Genomic DNA, 18773 nt, shown 5'->3' with positions numbered 1-18773 from the left:
AGACCCCAATGAATAACTTCTACGATACCCCCTTTCAAAGTGAACATACGCATGTATTCTTGGGCGAAGGTCATGAGAAAAGTGAACGTAAAACGTGGAGTGTGATCGCGCTGTGTAGCGTGATGATGGTCATCGAAATCGTCGGTGGTAGTTATGTTGGCTCGTTGGCATTGGTTGCAGATGGCTTGCACATGTCGACCCACGCAGGGGCGATGCTGATTGCTGCCATGGCTTACACCCATGCACGTCGGCATGCCAATGATCCAAAATTTGTTTTTGGCACAGGAAAATTAGGTGATCTTGCAGGATTTACTAGCGCGATTATTCTGGCGATGATTGCATTACTCATTGGCTATGAGGCGGTCGTTCGCCTCCTTTCACCGGTCGCCATTCACTTTGAAGAAGCGATCCCCATCGCCATTCTTGGTCTTTTGGTGAATATCGCGAGTGCGTGGTTGCTCAGTGGTGATCACCACCACGGACATAGCCATGGGCATCATCATCACGCTAAAGATCATCATGCTCATCATGATCACCATGACCATCATAACCACCACGATCATCACGATCATCATCATGATGATCACCACCATGTCGATGCAACGGATCACAATATGCGCGCGGCCTATATCCACGTCATCGCGGATGCCGCTGTTTCGGTGTTAGCCATTATCGGTCTCGTACTCGCTAAGATGTTTGGCTGGGTGTGGATGGACGCACTGGCAGGGATTGTTGGTGCGCTGGTGATCGCCAATTGGTCTTACGGGCTGGTAAAAGATACCGGTGCAATTTTGTTAGATATGAACCTCGATCAGCCATTGATCAACAAAGTCCGTGCCGTCGTTGAAAAAAATGGCGATAAGGTCATTGACTTGCATGTCTGGCGTCTGGGCCCTGGCCACTTTGGTGCCATTATCGCGTTACGCAGCAAGGATCAACAAGTTGTACCTGCTGTTTATCATGGGATGCTGAAACAGATCACTGGTCTCTCCCATGTGACGATCGAAGTTCATCACGACCTTCATCACGACCTTCATCACGACCTCCATCACACAGAACTCACATCGTAAACGATTCAAAAAAAATCGCTCTGACCACTTCCCATGTCGTTCAGGAAGAAAATCAGAGCGATCGTGACGTCAAACACGACGACAGTGATGTCGCCAACTCAGTGATTATGAAAGGTCGAAACGGTCTGCATCCATCACTTTATTCCATGCTGCAATAAAGTCCTTCACGAACTGAGCTTGCCCACCATTGCTTGCGTAGACTTCGGCGACTGCACGTAATTGCGAGTTCGATCCAAACACCAGATCAACCGTTGTACCAGTCCATTTCACTTCACCTGATTGACGGTCGCGTCCTTCCAATACTCCCTCGACACCTGACTTTTTCCACTGCGTATTCATGTCAAGCAGATTGACAAAGAAATCGGTCGTCAACTGTCCTGGGCGCTTCGTAAAGACACCATGTTGAACACCGCCTGCATTGGCATTCAAGACGCGCAAACCACCGATCAGGGCTGTCATTTCCGGCGCAGCCAAATTCAACAGTTGGGCTTTATCAATCAAGAGTTCTGCCACGGCGTTGGTACCTGGACGGGCATAGTTACGGAAACCATCTGCCACAGGCTCCAGTACCGCGAAGGAATCCACGTCCGTCTGCGCTTGGGAAGCATCCATACGACCCGGTGTGAAAGGAACCGTCACGACCTGGCCTGCTTCTTTCGCTGCTTGTTCGATGGCGGCCGCGCCACCCAACACGATCAAATCAGCGAGAGAAATTTTCTTGCCGCCGGTTTGTGCGCTATTAAAGGCTTGCTGAATGCCCTTCAAAGTCGCCAACACTTGTTGCAACTGCGCAGGCTGATTCACAGCCCAGTCTTTCTGAGGCGCAAGCTGGATGCGTGCACCATTAGCGCCACCACGTTTATCGCTGCCACGGAATGTAGACGCCGAAGCCCATGCAGTGTTGACCAGTTGAGAGATCGATAAACCGGACGCAAGCAGGGTGGCCTTTAAGCTCGCAATATCCTTGTCATCCACCAAAACGTGATCAACAGCAGGGATAGGATCTTGCCAGATCAAGACTTCTTTCGGTACCAACGGTCCCAAGTAGCGCGCAACAGGACCCATGTCGCGGTGAGTCAGCTTGAACCATGCACGTGCAAAAGCATCAGCCAGTTCTTGCGGATTTTCCAAGAAGCGACGAGAAATTTTCTCGTATGCAGGATCGACACGCAAAGCCATATCCGCGGTAGTCATCATCGGTGCATGACGCAAAGCAGGATCATGCGCGTCAGGAACGGTGGTTTTTGCAGCAGGATCCGTCGGCGTCCATTGATGCGCGCCAGCTGGGCTCTTTGTTAATTCCCACTCATAGCCAAACAAGGTCTCAAAATAGCCGTTATCCCATTGAATCGGGTTGGGTGTCCACGCGCCTTCGATACCGCTTGTTGTGGTGTGTACGCCTTTACCTGTACCAAAGCTGTTTTTCCAACCCAAGCCTTGTTCTTCGATATCAGCGCCTTCTGGCTCACTGCCAACCAATGACGGATCGCCTGCACCGTGCGCTTTACCAAAGGTATGACCGCCCGCAACCAAAGCAACGGTTTCTTCATCGTTCATCGCCATGCGAGCAAAGGTTTCGCGAATATCGCGTGCCGATGCCAGTGGGTCAGGTTTGCCGTTAGGTCCTTCTGGGTTCACATAAATCAGGCCCATCTGTACGGCTGCTAACGGTTTTTCTAATTCACGGTCACCGCTGTAGCGTTGGTCGCCCAGCCATTTACCTTCTGAACCCCAATAGATATCTTGCTCTGGTTCCCAAATATCAGGACGTCCACCCGCAAAACCGAACGTCTCAAAGCCCATTGTTTCAAGCGCGACGTTACCTGCCAAAATCATCAGATCGGCCCACGACAAGTGATTGCCATATTTTTGCTTAATCGGCCATAATAAACGGCGTGCTTTGTCCAGATTACCATTGTCTGGCCAGCTATTGAGGGGCGCAAAACGTTGTGCGCCGGCGCCGGCACCACCGCGACCATCGGTAACGCGGTAAGTACCTGCGCTGTGCCACGCCATACGAATAAAGAGAGGACCATAGTGTCCGTAGTCAGCTGGCCACCAATCCTGTGAATCCGTCATCAGTGTCTTCAAGTCCTCAACCACCGCATGCAGGTCCAATGCTTTAAATGCCTCAGCGTAATTAAAATCCTCTTGCATTGGGTTCGCTTTGGCTGAGTGTTGATGCAAGATATTGACGTTCAATTGATTCGGCCACCAATCTGCATTGCTTTGGTGTTTGGCAACAGCCGTTTTATTGGTGTTGTGCGGAAAAGGGCATTTTGCTTCGTTGGACATGGTATCTCCTGTGGCGTGTTGAAAGATGATGCAGGGACGATTCTAGAGCGCGGCGATTAATTAATCTATTTAATTAAAAATATGCATTCAATAAATTTTTACTATTATCAATCGATCAGTCTTTCTCGGCGATGATTGAAAGGTAGTCTGTCTGGAGTACTGAAGGATGTCACTCGCTATAAGTGGGGATGAATAGTGCAACCAACACCAGCCACTTTCACATAAAAACTCACTGTCTTCTGTCTCCTCATAGGCATTGGCTATCGAACCGATTCCTTAGGCAGCACAGAAGGCGGGACATGTTGGGTAACGAAGTCGTTGCGTTACCCAGTCTAGGTGTGAATCAAGGGGGATTCAAGGCAAAGCGGTCAATGGGCAGGAGCGAAAAACCGATAGCGATAACATTAGGCCTCTGCCATGTCATCGATGGGATGCGCTGCGGTGACTTTCAACGTACTCGCCAATCCGACGAGATCTTTCACGTGCAGCATCTTTTGCTGTTCAGCAATGGTGAATAAGGCTAACTGGGTTTTTCGGGGACTCGTGCCCTTTTCAACTTGTGCACCCGAAAGTTCTGAAATCTCGGGTTCCCAGCTGGTATTGGCGATCGTCAATAAGGCCATCACAAAAAAGCCGACGCTTTGCTCTTCTGTTTCCACCACCAAAATACACGATGACGACGTGGCATGCACCTCTTTCACGCCCTGAATCTGGCACAAATTAAAAACCGGAATCGACTTACCGCGACTTTCGATGATACCGAGATAGCCTGTGTCACTTTGCTGCTGCACATCAGGGGTATAGGGCAAAATCATCGAGAGTTGATCGACCGGCGTGGCCATCAATATCCCTACGTCGTACAAGAGCATGGATCGGTTTGATTGATCAGATAGACGGTGACTCACCCCGCCAAGAGGGGTCTCTGCAAACTGTTTCGACGCAAAGGTATTCGTCGATGCCAAACTCACGACTTCTGGCATCGCAAAAAAACGGTCGTTATCAATGATAAGACATTGCGACTGGGGGTTGAGTTTTTCCAGAATTTCCGTTGGTAAGGATTCGTTGGGGATAATTCCAGAAAACAAGGCTGGTAGTGCCAAGACAAACTCGGGTACAGGATTGAAGTGCGCTGTATCAATACGCACAATATCCACAATCTGATCGATTAAAAAAGCAACCTTGCCTTTTTCAAGCGCAATAATAAAAGCCGTTTTTGTCCCTTGCGACGACAATTTTCCGCCACCACAAAAATCCTGAAAATCAATCAACGGGATCGCCATCCCCATATGATGAATCACTCCCAGACAATGTCCCATCGCTAATGCTGATTTCTCGATCGTAAATCCAGCAATAGTCGTATCAACGTGCACCGCTCGGATCGCTAGATCTAATTGCCCACATTTCAGAATCATCATGGGTTCAATAACGCGCCCCGAGACATCGGCATGGCTATCGGTATGGGCAGCTTCATCGCTGATCATGGGGAAACATTCAGCCTTGGCAATTTTTTCTAACGACAGCACACTCACGGTCGTCAGTTCATCGTCGCGCACCACGGTGGCATGAAAGACGCTTCCCAAGAGATCCGTCGTCAGGACATCTTTCCAAGAATCTGGTTGCGCAGTGAAAATACCCGTGACTTCATCAGCGAGAAGACCAAAGAGATGCGATCCCACCACGACCACCAAAATGCATTTGGCATTGTCGGAGACCGTCGATTTTTCAAGGAGTCGACATAAATCAATCACCGGCAAAATCGCATCGCGGTAGTTGATACCGCCCACGACACACTGCGCAGGACTAGGTATATCCAGCATCTGCTGATACGGTAACACTTCACGCAATGACGCAATCGGAAAGGCGAGCTTCATTCCATGAATGGTGAAACCGCCAAACCGCATCGCTAAGTCAGGAGCATTCATCCATTCACCGACCGGGTAAGATCTTCAATCAATGTCGATACTTCTGCCGCCATCCTACGCTGGTCATCGGTTGCGCAAGCAATCGCATTGACACGTTCGCCTGTTCTGCTAACGCTACGGATGATGCCCTCAAAGCTTTGCGCCGCCTGTTGGCTCACTGCGGCACCATGACCGACCTGCGAGGTTGATTCATCAATCAAACGCGTAATTTTCTGCGCTGCCTGTGAACTGCGCTCAGCGAGCTTCCGTACTTCTGCTGCCACAACCGAGAAGCCGACGCCGTGCTCTCCGGCGCGCGCCGCTTCAATCGCCGCATTAAATGCGAGCAAGTTCGTCTGGTTGGCGATATCGCTAATCACGCCCACAATTTCGGCAACTTGCTTTGAACTCGCCTGAATCGCATTAATCGAATCAATCGATTTTTGTAAGGCGAGTTGACCATCTTGCGCGACCGTTGAGGTTTCATTGGCCATGCTGGCGGCTGTTGTCGAGTTATCGGCGATCGCTTTGATACTGTCAATGAGCTTAAGGATACTGCCACTCATCTCGTTCGATTTGGCGGTGATATGCTGCTCAAGTTGGACTTCTTTTGTCAGGTCATACGCGTATTTCACAACCTTCATGACCTTGCCATTGAGATCAAGCACCGGGTTATAGGTGGCCTGGATCCATACTTCACGATCATATTTACCAACACGCTGGAACCGTCCGGCAATAAATTCGCCTTCATTGAGACGCAACCAGAAGTCGCGATACTCATCACTTTGTACATAAGCCGTTGAGCAAAACAAGCTATGATGTTGCCCCTCAATTTCACGCAAGGTATAGCCCATCGCTTGCAAGAAATTCCGATTAGCCCATTGCACTTTACCATCCAGATCAAATTCAACAACAGCCTGCGCCCGGTCGATGGCGGCCACTTTGGCTTCAAACTCGATGTTATGTAATTTTGTTGCTGTAATGTCCGTCGCGAACTTCACGATTTTGATAGGCTTCCCATGAAAATCCAAGATGGGATTATAGGTGGCTTGAATCCATACTTCCTTACCGCCTTTGCCAATGCGTTTATATTCACCGGTCTCAAATTCGCCCCGCTTTAATTTATCCCAAAATGATTCGTAATTGCTCGTGGCTGCGAAGACGGGATCAATAAATTGTCGATGATGACGCCCCTGAATCTCGTTCAGTTCGTAGCCCATCAAATCAAGAAAATTCTTATTCGCATCAATAACATTACCTCGCAAATCGAATTCAATCACCGCCAAAGAACGATCAAGAGCGCCGATTTTCCCTTCGGTGTCCACGCGCGATATTTTTTCGACGGTAATGTTACGTGCAACGAGAATCGCTTTCTCGAAAATTCCCGCAATATCCTTGACCGGACTAATCATGCCAGAGAGCCAGATTTCTCTATCGCCCTGTGCTTTATACCGAAACTCTCCGCTAATGACTTCACCCTCTCGTAATCGATCCCAGTTACTTTGACGATCTTTCGTCTGCACGTTGTCAGCAAACATGAAATCATCAATGGGTTGACCAATCATGGTAGACGCGGCACAACCAAACGCTTTCTCTGTATTTTCATTAACATTGATAATGCGCCGATTGTTGCCGACTTCAATGATGCAACTGCTATTCGACACGGACAGCATTTTGGCTGCCACTTCTTCCTCTTTTGCTTTTTGTTCTGAAATATCAGAGCACAATTTGACGATTTTCTTTACGTGACCATGCTCATCTACCACGGGGCTATAGGTGGCTTGTAACCACACACGTTTCGTGTTTTTTCCAAAGCGCAAATATTCTCCATTGAACGATTCGCCTTGGCTTAACTGTTGCCAAAATTCTTTATATCCTGGGGTGTTGATGATATGCATATCAACAAACATCCGATGATGTTTTCCAACGATTTCTCCCAACTCATAGTCCATCAAATTCAAAAAATTCTCATTGGCATGCAGTACATGGCCGTTGATGTCAAACTCAATCATCGCTTGACTACGAGAGATCGCTTCTAGGACGCTGTTGGCGTCATTGATGTCTCGTGAATTTGTTGCTTCTTTCAGGATGGTCTGTTGTGAACTACCCATTTCGCGTCTCCATAATTGACGAACTACATTTGCTACCCAACATTAAGGTAAAGCAGGAACAAGATTCAGGCGTTCTGAACGCTTGATGAGTTTCTTAGGTGTCATCTGGGCCACTTTCGTGAACCGGCTCACACCCGAGATCGTTTCTATTTTTTGCTTTAATTTAAATGACTCCACCAACGAGCGTAGCGTCAATGCCTGCTCATTTAAGGCTTGCGAAGCCGCTGCAGCCTCTTCGACCAACGAGGAATTTTGCTGGGTCGATTCATCTAGCTGCGTAATGGCCTGATTAATTTGATTTAATCCCGCTGTCTGTTCCGTATTTGCAGCAGAGATTTCGCTAATCACGTCAGACACCTTACGGACGCTAGTGACCACGTCTTCAATAATGTGTCCTGCCTCATCGACCTTTTTCGCGCCGGTACCGACTTTTTCGACGGTATCGTTGATCAATGTTTTGATTTCTTTTGCGGCGACCGCACTGCGCTGAGCAAGGTTACGCACCTCGCTCGCCACCACAGCAAAGCCGCGCCCTTGTTCGCCGGCACGCGCAGCCTCTACCGCTGCATTTAAAGCAAGAATATTGGTCTGGAATGCGATGCCGTCGATGACGCTGATAATGTCGATAATTTTCTTTGACGATTCACTGATTGAATTCATGGTGACGATGACTTCAGTTACCATTTTTCCGCCCTGGGACGCGACGTCTGACGCAGACGCTGCGAGCTGGTTTGCTTGGCGCGAGTTGTCTTCGTTGTGACGGACTGTCGACGTCAGTTCTTCCATCGAGGAGGCCGTTTCTTCGATCGCTCCCGCCTGTTTTTCGGAGCGCACGGCAAGATCGGCATTGCCGACAGAAATCTCCTGCGCTGCATTAGAGATCGTCTCCGCACCTTGCGCGACCTTTGCGACGATCAACTCAAGATTATCTCGCATCGCATTGATGGCAAAAATCAAACTATCGGGATTGGCATTACCGACATCAATCTCGACCGTCAGGTCACCTGTCGCAATCTGTCGTGCCACATCCCGAACATAGTTGGGCTCAGCACCAAGCTGACGCAAGAGTGAACGCGTAATCAGTGTGCCAATCACAATCGAAGAGACCACGGCTAGCAGGGAGAACAGAATAATAATGAGCCGCAAATCACTGTACTCTTTGGCGGCAGTGATTTCATCCTGCTTACTTTTTTCGCGCTGTAATGTGATGAACTGATGAAGACTGTCTTGCCAAAGCGCAGTGGCTGGATTGGCAATTTCGAGTAAAAAGACCACGCTTTGTTCTTTGTCGGTTTTGACCATCTCAAGAAACTGATTATTCTTGGGTCGCGCAAGGTCTCTGTATTTCTCTATTTGCACAACAAAATCTTGTCCCTCACGATCGAGTGACATTTTTTTCAGGGCATCAAACGCTTTGTCGTATTCATCTCGTGCAGCGACAATTTTCTTTTGTTCCCGCTCATAAACTGCTTGGTCGCTGATCAACGCCAGTGAACGAATGACACGAGAGACGATATGCACTGAATTCGACATATCTTCCAACAATGCCATTTTGACTGTGTTCACCTCAGTCACCTGCTTGAGTTTATCGTTAGATTGCGACATGCCGTATAAACCAGACATCGCCACAATGACCAAAAAAACAAGAATGACAGCATAACCGGCCACCATTTTGAACTTCACCGTAAGCGTTGACATGTTCATTTTTGCCACCATGAAATGAGGATATGACGTTGGTTCAGTCAAGAGACTTCAAGCGCAATAGAAATTATTGCCCAAAAGCATCATGCCATCAAAAGAGACAGACAAAAAGTTGCTTATTGTTAATTCAATGCGATGAAACGATTTGTTGCATTTAAAAAAAACAGCCGTTTTTATTCTAGTAAAGATAAGAGGGTTTTACTAATTGGAATACACATAATTTGTTGCATTTTAGGAAAAAATCCTTAGAACGCAACACATGACAGCCGATGCAGACGCAGACGCTTTTAGCTCATCAGCAAAAAAAGATCAAATGGACAATGTTGAGTAGGAATCTTGGATCGAGTGTGGCGTGCGAATGTTGAGTGGGAATGTTGTGGATAAGCCTAAAAACGCTGAATTCATTCCTTATTAACAACATGTTGGCAGTCCCTCACACCTATTTTTGATACTATCTTAATAAGAGTATAAATAAATAGTGAGAACGACGCATGATCATTGGTATTGACCTGGGGACAACAAATAGCTTGGTCTCAGTGTGGGGAGAAAAAGGGCCACAACTTATTCCGAATAAATTAGGTGAAATGCTGACACCCTCCTGCGTCAGTATTGATGAAGATGGTAGCGTACTGATCGGAAACGCTGCGCGAGACCGCCTGCAAACGCACCCCGAGCGTTCCACCGCCCTCTTCAAACGCTATATGGGTAGTGAAAGAATTGTACGTATTGGTAAGCGGGATTTTCGCCCAGAGGAGTTATCGTCGCTGATCTTGCGTGCACTCAAAGAGGATGCCGAAGCCTATCTTGGCCATCCCGTCACCGAGGCAATTATTACTGTGCCAGCCTATTTTTCTGAGGCGCAACGTAAGGCGACCAAGACAGCTGGGCGCCTCGCTGGATTAAACGTGGAGCGATTGCTCAATGAGCCGACCGCAGCCGCACTCGCCTATGGCATTCATCAACGTGAGGCGGAAAGTAAATTCTTGGTATTCGACCTCGGTGGTGGCACCTTCGATGTCTCCGTGTTGGATTTATTTGAAGGCGTCATGGAAGTACGGGCGACCACGGGCGATAACTTTCTCGGTGGGGAAGATTTTGTCGGTGTCATCAATGATCTCTTTTTTGCAGCAAACCAAACAGCGCTCAGGTTCAAGAAAGAAGCCCTCTTTATGCAACGTTTGTTTGCGGCGGCAGAACAAGCAAAACGTCAGCTAAGCAAAGAAGCATCTGCCACCATTCAGTTCTCATATCGCGACAAAGAATTTTCCCTCACCCTCACAGAGGCTGAGTTTGAAAAAGCCTGTGCACCGCTCTTGGTACGCTTGCGTGATCCCGTCGAACGCGCACTACGCGATGCCAATATCCACCCATCTGAACTCGACAGCATTGTTCTCGCTGGTGGCGCAACCCGTATGCCGATTGTTAGACGTATGGTGTCAAGAATGTTTGGCCGCTTCCCGTCGGTTGACATCAATCCAGACGAGGTGATTGCGCTCGGTGCCGCGGTGCAGGCGGGTCTTAAAATGAAAAATAGCGCATTGAGCGAAGTCGTGATGACGGACGTCGCGCCCTACTCTCTCGGTATCGATGTCTCTAAACGCTTGTCAGATAACAGTCTTTCTTCGGATCATTTTGATCCCATCATCGAACGCAATAGCGTTATACCGATTAGCCGCGTAAAAAAATATTTCCCTATCACCGATAACCAGGCATACCTCGAACTCAACATCTATCAGGGCGAGTCACGCATGGTCAAAGACAATATTAAATTAGGGAGCCTCAGGGTTAAGTTAGGCAGTGGTCCGTGCGAAGAAAATCCTGTCGACGTCCGTTTTACCTACGATGTGAATGGTCTGTTGCAAGTGGAGGCAAGAACAGCAGAGTGGGCAAACCCTTACACCTTAATCATTGAAGGTAACCCAGGCATTTTGTCTGAACAAGAAATTACTGAACGACTAGCCGCGATTGCCTCACTCAAAATCCACCCGCGTGATCGGATCGAATCGCGTACGATTTTGGCGAAAGCGGAAAGAATCTATCAACAGTTATTAGGCGACGAACGTGTGTGGTTGGGTCAACAAATTTTCATGTTTGAACAGGCACTAGAGACACAAGACGATAAAGTGATTGCACCTGCAAAAACAGTCATTGAGTCCGTGTTGACAGAGATAGAAAGTCAAAACCGTCTACAACCCACACCTGACCCAAGTTGGTAGATCGCAGGATTCATCGATGACGAATACACCCCTTTTCCTGCAACGATTTGGACTCCAAAGCGATGCCGACGAGCGTACCATTCGGCGTACCTATGCCCGCGAATTAAAGTTAATCGACCAAAGCACCGAACCCCAACGGTTTCAAGAGTTACGCGAAATCTACGAGCAAGCGTTACAGTGGCGGCGCTACTGGGCCAATCATGCCGCGCAAGAGGATACCGAAGGTGGTTCTGTAGAAGTGATGAGCGACGCTGCTCCCGTAGCCTCCTCGGATACGTTACCGTCAGCATCCTTAGATCTATCTTTAGAACCGTCTTTGGAACCGTCTTTGGCGCCCTCTTCGGACCCGTTACCTCCAAGCGACATATCGCATGACGGCGATGCACCACCGATCTCAACGCAGCAAGCCCCGCTCACCCAACCTCCTGAGTTCGTTCGTATCGCGAATCATTTATTTCAACAATTCTACGAACAGTTTTCTTACGCCGTTGAACATGATGCTCCGCTGAATGAAGCGAAGATGAAAGCCATTCTGGATCAATGTATTTATGATCCGCTGATGGATGATTTTTTTGTCCGCGAGATCGTCGAAGCGCGGATCGTCGAACTACTACTAAGCGGATGGCGACGAGGACACGAAGTCCTTTTCGTTGTTGCAGGGACCTCGTTCAAATGGCTCACAGACCGCTCTCGACTGCATCGTTTAGGACAAATCGGTTACGTTCTCGACCAAGCGTACACGGAGCGAGAAAGCTTTTTTCAGTTGACTGATTTTTCGCGTGACGATTGTCGCTCGGCGATTACCTGTTGCAGAAAACTCGAGCGTCCGAGTAACGGAGATCTGCTGGAATTCCTCCCCTTACTGGAAAAAATGCAAGAGCGGTATCCTTACCTCATGCCCATCATCATCAGCACCCAACATCTCGATGAGTGGAAAAAATGGTATCAAGAGGTTCCCTCTTGGCGTCGATTTAGCTTGAAATCGAGTGCAAGAAAACTCAACGACAAACTCCCAAGCAATTCGGACGACAAATTTTTGACGCCTTGGCGCATCGCCTGGATCGCCATTGTTGCGGCGAAATTTATTTTCTTCTCACATTAACCTGACTTCATTTTATGCATATCGCCTACGTAACAGCAGCGGTGCTGCTGCCCGCTACCGTTCTTGCCGCACCAACAAGTAAATCAGCAAGCGACACACCAGGCTTTGTTCGTGGCGCACCTGTACCAACATGGGTACATCTGGCAACTGACATCCCCCAGACTGAGCGGACGGATCCGGTCGTGATCCGTCTTGCTGATACCCAAGCGTTTGTCGGTGCAGTGCCTGCGGTTACTTACCAACGCGCTCTGCAAGTCAATGACTCCAGTTCACTTGGTGTCATTGGACAATATAGTATTGATTATTTCTCTCAATATGAAAAATTATTACTCCATAAAGTAACGATTCTGCGCGGCAACCAACGACTCGACCGTACTAACAGTGTCAGCATCCGTCCTCTCCAGCGTGAAACCAATATTGACAACGGCATGCTTGGTGGTGCGACGACCTTACAGCTATTGCTCGACGACGTCCGAATTGGCGACACGCTCTCCATCGTCTACACCATTGAAGGCAGCAACCCTGTTTTTGGAAAACATTGGTCATCGAATTTTGGCTGGGACAGTACTGCACCGGTAGAACGAAAGCGCCTCAGTGTGCTTCATCCGCGCAACCGACCTCTTTTGTGGCGACAACTTGGTGACTTTCAGAAAGACGCCATTCCCTCACAGATCGATACCGTCAACGATATGGAACGCATTCGCTTTGAAAGCGAAGGTCTCGATGCCATAGAAATCGAGAAGTCAACGCCAGCGGATTTCTTGGCTGGCCGCGTCTTCCAATTGACTGAATATCAGAACTGGCAAGAGGTCGCAGCATGGGCGAGCGATCTCTTTCCTCCTTTACCTGCCACACCTGCCCTCAAGGATCTCGTTGCTGAATTCCGCAAACAACCAAATCCAACCGCGCAAACGGAAGCAGCATTACATTGGGTGCAAAATGAAATTCGCTACTTTAGTGTATCGATTGGTGAAAACTCGCATCGACCGCAAGCACCTGATGTCGTGCTCAAAAAACGCTATGGCGACTGTAAAGACAAAAGCTATCTGTTGGTGAGTCTGTTAAGAGAGCTTGGTATTGATGCAAAGCCTGTTTTGCTATCAGCTGATGCACCGAAATTACCTGCGAAATTATTGAACTCTCCGACATGGTTTAATCATGTCATTGTCCAAGTCACCATCAATGGTCAACTCTATTACGTTGACCCGACACGTACCAATCAACCAGAACCTTTAGCAACGATGCCCTCGGCATTTCCTGGTGCGTCAGCGTTAGTCGTCGACAAAAAAAGTAATGCGTTGATCACATTACCTGAGCGTGCCGATGTCGGCCCAAGCTTTGAGCATGTCGAAGATATTGTCTTGAGGGATTTCAACGGAAGAGCGAACTTAGAAGCCCATGATATTTTCCGAGGAAATTATGCGGATGGTATGCGTGCACGCATCAATGCCATGTCGGCCAATGAGCAAAAGAAATATCTACTCTCATTTTACGAAAAAACATATGCCGGTATCAAGATGAACGGCGCACCGCAAATCAATGACAATAGCAGCGAGAATACGTTAGAAATGATCGGTCGCTATGTCTTGCCCAAAGCGGTTAATCATAAAGATGGTTTCTATTCGATCGATTTCGATAGTCAGATTCTTGCTGGCTCTATTGGCATCCCAGATAAGGTGGTACGCAATTTTCCTTTCGAATTAGCAGGCGGCAATTTTCATGGACGATACCGATTACGCATTCACTGGCCCGAAACGTTACGTGTAAGCGACCCAGAAAACGGTGAAACATTGAATAACCCGTATTTCAAGATCCAAGATATTTACAGTTTCCATGGAAATGTCCTGGATTATTTGATGGACTATCGGTTAAAGCAAGCCGTCATTCCTGCCGCGGAGGTACCCGCACTCCAGCTGGAAGTAAAGAAACTGAACCCTTTTGTTTCTAACTCAATGCGTGTGAATGAGTCAGCCATTACGTCAAGTTTAATGTCGAGCTATGGCTTCCGTAGCCTCGACAACTTACGCTACGCCAACGAAGCAGTAAGATCGATGCAGGCAATGCAAGCTGAAAATAAAGAACCATCACCCGAATCTGCTTGTAGCTTTATCCGTGACACGTTGAGCCCAGATTTGATGGTTGAACGAGACATTAGAAATTTTGCGAATGAGCTGACCCGTCGCCTTGAGACGAAAACAAAAGTAAAAGGCGTCGATCAATGTCGAGGTGAACTCGCCTTCTTAGCTGGCAATTTTGAACTCAGTAACACATTGTGGACAGGCAACGATCGCCCGGAAGACAGCAATCCGTACACACGCAATTTAGCATGGTCATATTTTTATACTGGCGATACAAAAGCAGCGTTGGCGACGATGGAACGTTATCAGTTGGCGCGCGGGAAGCGGGAGAAATTGACAAATGTAACGGCAGATATCATCGATGACATCGCCCTGTTGCAAAGAACAAAACAACCAGTAACACCTGACTTGTTGAAGATCGCCGGCGAATTTCCTGATGGTCCATGGCCACGCCCCGTGCTTGCCATGCAAGTAGGATTGATCACGCCAGAACAACTCATTGAAAAAGCCAATACCTTACCCGCTGATGCCAAACACATTGCGCTCAATACCGCATGGTTTTACATCGGTCAATCACGCCTCGCCAACAATGATCTCGCAGGCGCTCGGCAGGCGTTTCATTGGTATCTGGCCGACGGCCTCATTGGCTCAGATCTCACTTTCCAAGCAAAAATCGAACTACAGCGGCTGCAGGTCAATAATCCTCGCCTTGAAGCCGGTCGCGCTGCGCTACGCGCCAATCAACCTGCGCAGGCAATAGCGGCTTGGTTACCCGATGCAGAGGCTGGCGATCCAGATACTCAGGCGGCACTTGGGGCACTTTATTTGACAGGGAAAGTGGTCCCCAACGGCACCCAGCAAGGGCTTGTGTGGCTCAAATCTGCCGCAGAGAAAAAACAAGTGGATGCCTTACTGACCTTAGCGAATGCATATGACAAAGGTATCGATGTTGAAGCAGATAAGGCACAAGCACTTCGCTACTTCACAGAAGCTGCAGAACTGGGCTCTGCAGTAGCACGAAACGAATTAGGCGACCGCTATCATCGGGGAAACGGTGTCGGCGAAGACATGACCAAGGCACTTCAATTTTTTCATGCGGCAGCGGACCAAGGAAACGCAGATGCGATGAATACATTAGGTGAAATGTACCGGGATGGTGAAGGCGATGAAGAAGATTTTAGTTATGCCGAATTTTGGTTTCGTCGTGCGATACGCCAGCACCATATCAGAGCCATTTTCAATCTTGGATATGCCTACGAAAATGGTCAATCGGTCGACAAAAATGTTCATCAAGCCTTTGCACTTTATCGCGAAGCAGCGGAAGCAGGATTTACTCCCGCACAGTACAACCTTGGGTGCATGTATGAAGCAGGCGTAGGTGTTGAAAAAGACGAAAAAATGGCGCTTGCGTTGTATCTCAAAGCCGCAGAAAATGGCAACGCAAACGGCACCTATGCTGTTGGTGTCATGTACGAAAATGGAACAGCCGTTGAGAAAAATCTAGAGAAAGCCACCGCATGGTTTAAAAAAGCAGCCGACCAAGGTAACCCGTCGGCGATGGTTGAGTTAGGCTACCTGTATTCAACGTATATTGACGGCGGAAAAAATTATACAGAAGCAAACCGTCTCTATGAAAAAGCGGCGACCTTTAACAACGCCACTGCCGAGTTCCGTCTCGGAAGAAATTACGAATTCGGGCGTGGTTTTCCTGTTAACAAGGATTTGTCTCTGTATTGGTATCTTCGTGCTGCAGAACATGGGGATAGTGACGCCCAATTTACGGTTGGTCTGATCTACCAGCAAGGAAGAGATGTTGCCCAAAATCTTGATTTAGCAACCAAGTGGTATGAAAAAGCGGTGAGCCAAGGAAACGTTGACGCCCAACTTTACTTAGGCCAAATGTATTTAAATGGCAATGGCGTTGCATTGGACATCAAAAAAGGGGTAAAAATTCTCGGCGATGCAGCAAAAGGAAACAACGCTAACGCGATGTATTTATTAGGGCTATGTTACGAGCGAGGAGTAGGCGTTGAAAAAAATGCGTCGATGGCTGAACATTTTTTTCTTGATTCCGCAAAATTAGGATCAATCACAAGCCAAGTGCAATTAGCCAAGTGGTACCAAAGACATGGCAATCCAAACGAAGCTCAGAAATGGTTCGCCATTGCCGATGAACCTCGCGACCTTGTGCAGACACAGACCTTAATCGACGCTTATACACGTGTTAATGATTATCAACGTTTAGAAGCCATTCAACTGCGTGCGCTTAAACTGGCGGAAGATCAGCCTAGCAATGATCATGAAGAATTGATCGAACAACTGAAATCCACTTCTCTCTACTACTTCTTTATGAGCGAAAGTAAGAAAGGTCTTCCTTATGCCGAGAGACTCCTTTCGCTTGTTCAGGCAGGTGACGAAAAAAATACGGATCAACGCATTGATGCGCTCGAAATCAACGGCAATATCTATCGTGATCTATTTGAAAACGATAAGGCCGCTTCTTTCTTTTTGAAGGCACTTGCTATTCGCGAACAAAGATCCGGTGCGCAATCGAAAGATGTGGCCGAGGGGCTATCCGAATTGGGTAACTTTTATACAAGAGTGGAACAAATCGATAAAGCAATCGATTACCACAACAAAGCTTATGCTCTTCGGCGCGCACTATTTGGTGAGAAAAATAGTATTACAGCCATTTCCATGGCGGCACTTGCTGAGAACATGGTTTTTATGGGTCGCTATGCCGAGGCAGAAAAATCGCTGATGGAAGTCAACGCGATCAGAGAAAAAGCCGGAAAAAAAGAGCAATATAAGATGATTAATTCGATGGTGCTTCTTGGTACTGTCTATGATTTAACCGAGCGGTATCAACAAGCACAAGAACTCCTCCAGCGCGCTGTAGCGTTAAGAACAGAGTTAGGGGGTGAAGATGATTTGTGGCTGAGTTTCATCCTTGATAATTTGGCTCGGGTAGAAATTCATCTCAATCAGCTCGACGCTGCTGAACGTTCTCTCAAACGTGCTCTACAACTTAAATCAGACGCGCTTGGCGCCGAAAACTTCAATCTCGATTCTTCGTATCAATATCTTGGTGAACTCTATGCCAAACAACATCGTTATACTGACGCTGAACAACAGTTCAAGCATGCGTGGAAGTTACGCGAAGCGAGCAAGGGAAAGGATAACAGCGACGTTGCTGAGTCTTTGCAAACCCTTGGTTCAATGTACAACGAACAGGGTCGCTATGCCGAGGCTGAGCCACTTCTGCAGCGCGCCCTCTTGATTCAAAATAAAGTCATGGGCGGCACACACCCGCTGACGAAAATCACTCGGAACGCGTTGGCGTATAACTGGCGAAAAACAGGCCGTGAAGCAGCAGCGGCCGATCTTGAACAGCAAGCGCAAGGACATTAACTGTCCGACACACACCACTATCTCGCCGATAAAAGGTAAGTCTTCACGGCGAGGTAGTGGTTTCATCAGGCAAATACCGTCGTCACCTGACGGCTAATCGCCACCAGATTTTTCTCATCGTCCCAAATATGTGCCACGGCATGTGCATAACCTGATTGGGCATAATCGGTCGTGACTTGATACTGCCACCAATGCTCACTGGTCTTACTCAAGTCATGTGTCAGAAATTCGATATTCCAACTGAGTGTGCTCGCGTTCGCGTGCCCCTTGAGTAGCGGCAACACAGATGGGGGCCAAGCGTCAATCAAACCGAGCAAATGGGTACGGGTCATTGTTGGGAAGGTATCTTTCCAGCGCATCCAACCACCAAAATCCGCTTGCGGCGCACCGCTGAAAGGCAACGCGCCTGCGGCCCAACGTAGATCCACTTGCTGGATAAATTCTGGCATCAAACCTGGGATGTAACCAAACTTCATCGCATCGTCTGGCGACTTCACTTCGGGTGGACGAATACTCGCAGGAATATCAATCGAAGAAGGACGGCTGCTACCAAAATTGGCGAGCAACATCGCTAACACCGCACCGTCTTGCAGCAACGTTGCCGACGCCTGCGTCACTGATTTTCCGCTACGGATCACTTCCGCTTTGATCTCCACCTCACCCGGTGCCACCGCGCCGATGAAGGAAATCGTGGCAGATCGCAGCACCCGGTCTTGGGTGAGATCACCCAGCGTCGCATGCAAACGACTCAACATCAGACTTGCCAATAAGCCACCAAAGGTCGCGCGCCCTTGTCCCCACCCTGCAGGGATGGTGATCGTGGATTGTGTTTCTAATTGTTTGATGAGCTGATCAATAGACATCCGTTACCTTTCAGTATGTTGTGCT

At 48.3% G+C, this 18773-nt stretch carries 9 protein-coding genes; 4 read left to right on the top strand and 5 right to left on the bottom strand.

All coding sequences use genetic code 11. The features are described 5' to 3' along the window. The first annotated feature begins 8 nt into the window (after positions 1-8). On the top strand, positions 9-1070 hold the full coding sequence (dmeF, locus tag ACO0K2_RS06205) for a CDF family Co(II)/Ni(II) efflux transporter DmeF (protein WP_423016860.1): 1062 nt from the start codon (positions 9-11) through the stop codon (positions 1068-1070). A gap of 105 nt (positions 1071-1175) precedes the next feature. Here the strand turns inward: dmeF and katG are convergent, their stop codons facing one another. From katG to ACO0K2_RS06185, 4 genes are all read right to left on the bottom strand, one after another. Continuing rightward, entirely contained in the window at positions 1176-3365 is a 2190-nt protein-coding gene (gene katG / locus ACO0K2_RS06200) for a catalase/peroxidase HPI (protein WP_423016858.1), read from the bottom strand. Positions 3366-3769: 404 nt separating this feature from the next. Continuing rightward, positions 3770-5287: a chemotaxis protein CheW gene (locus ACO0K2_RS06195; protein ID WP_423016856.1), complete on the bottom strand. Its 1518-nt coding sequence runs from the start codon at positions 5285-5287 to the stop codon at positions 3770-3772. Continuing rightward, the gene (locus ACO0K2_RS06190) at positions 5284-7377 is read right to left on the bottom strand and encodes a methyl-accepting chemotaxis protein (protein WP_423016853.1); all 2094 of its coding nucleotides are present in this window, start codon (positions 7375-7377) and stop codon (positions 5284-5286) included. The genes ACO0K2_RS06195 and ACO0K2_RS06190 overlap by 4 nt, the downstream gene beginning before the upstream one ends. 42 nt (positions 7378-7419) lie before the next feature. After that, positions 7420-9075 carry a methyl-accepting chemotaxis protein gene (locus tag ACO0K2_RS06185; protein WP_423016851.1) on the bottom strand — a complete coding sequence of 552 codons (1656 nt, stop codon included), beginning with the start codon at positions 9073-9075 and terminating at the stop codon, positions 7420-7422. Between the two features lie 494 nt (positions 9076-9569). Here ACO0K2_RS06185 and ACO0K2_RS06180 point away from each other — a divergent pair, with 494 nt between their 5' ends. From ACO0K2_RS06180 to ACO0K2_RS06170, 3 genes are read left to right on the top strand one after another with little or no spacing between them, the layout of a single operon-like run. Then, positions 9570-11294, top strand: a complete 1725-nt coding sequence (locus tag ACO0K2_RS06180; RefSeq protein ID WP_423016849.1) for a molecular chaperone HscC — start codon at positions 9570-9572, stop codon at positions 11292-11294. Positions 11295-11310: 16 nt separating this feature from the next. After that, positions 11311-12396, top strand: a complete 1086-nt coding sequence (locus ACO0K2_RS06175; RefSeq protein ID WP_423016847.1) for a hypothetical protein — start codon at positions 11311-11313, stop codon at positions 12394-12396. Positions 12397-12410: 14 nt separating this feature from the next. Continuing rightward, positions 12411-17885 (top strand): tetratricopeptide repeat protein, encoded by a 5475-nt coding sequence (locus tag ACO0K2_RS06170; RefSeq protein WP_423016845.1) that lies wholly within the window; start codon positions 12411-12413, stop codon positions 17883-17885. Positions 17886-17950: 65 nt separating this feature from the next. Here the strand turns inward: ACO0K2_RS06170 and ACO0K2_RS06165 are convergent, their stop codons facing one another. Next, the gene (locus ACO0K2_RS06165; protein ID WP_423016843.1) at positions 17951-18748 is read right to left on the bottom strand and encodes a thioesterase family protein; all 798 of its coding nucleotides are present in this window, start codon (positions 18746-18748) and stop codon (positions 17951-17953) included. Positions 18749-18773: the final 25 nt, after the last annotated feature.

The sequence above is a fragment of the Undibacterium sp. MH2W genome (genome assembly GCF_049340215.1).
In the GTDB taxonomy this organism is placed as follows: domain Bacteria; phylum Pseudomonadota; class Gammaproteobacteria; order Burkholderiales; family Burkholderiaceae_D; genus Undibacterium.
This window is presented reverse-complemented; position numbering and strand designations above follow the sequence as displayed.

What these genes read in the sequence shown, in the direction of transcription:
- dmeF (WP_423016860.1), top strand. Translation starts at nt 9, where the DNA reads ATGAATAACTTCTACGATACCCCCTTTCAAAGTGAACATACGCATGTA.
- ACO0K2_RS06190 (WP_423016853.1), bottom strand. Translation starts at nt 7,377, where the DNA reads ATGGGTAGTTCACAACAGACCATCCTGAAAGAAGCAACAAATTCACGA.
- ACO0K2_RS06175 (WP_423016847.1), top strand. Translation starts at nt 11,311, where the DNA reads ATGACGAATACACCCCTTTTCCTGCAACGATTTGGACTCCAAAGCGAT.
- ACO0K2_RS06180 (WP_423016849.1), top strand. Translation starts at nt 9,570, where the DNA reads ATGATCATTGGTATTGACCTGGGGACAACAAATAGCTTGGTCTCAGTG.
- ACO0K2_RS06185 (WP_423016851.1), bottom strand. Translation starts at nt 9,075, where the DNA reads ATGTCAACGCTTACGGTGAAGTTCAAAATGGTGGCCGGTTATGCTGTC.
- ACO0K2_RS06195 (WP_423016856.1), bottom strand. Translation starts at nt 5,287, where the DNA reads ATGAATGCTCCTGACTTAGCGATGCGGTTTGGCGGTTTCACCATTCAT.
- ACO0K2_RS06170 (WP_423016845.1), top strand. Translation starts at nt 12,411, where the DNA reads ATGCATATCGCCTACGTAACAGCAGCGGTGCTGCTGCCCGCTACCGTT.
- katG (WP_423016858.1), bottom strand. Translation starts at nt 3,365, where the DNA reads ATGTCCAACGAAGCAAAATGCCCTTTTCCGCACAACACCAATAAAACG.
- ACO0K2_RS06165 (WP_423016843.1), bottom strand. Translation starts at nt 18,748, where the DNA reads ATGTCTATTGATCAGCTCATCAAACAATTAGAAACACAATCCACGATC.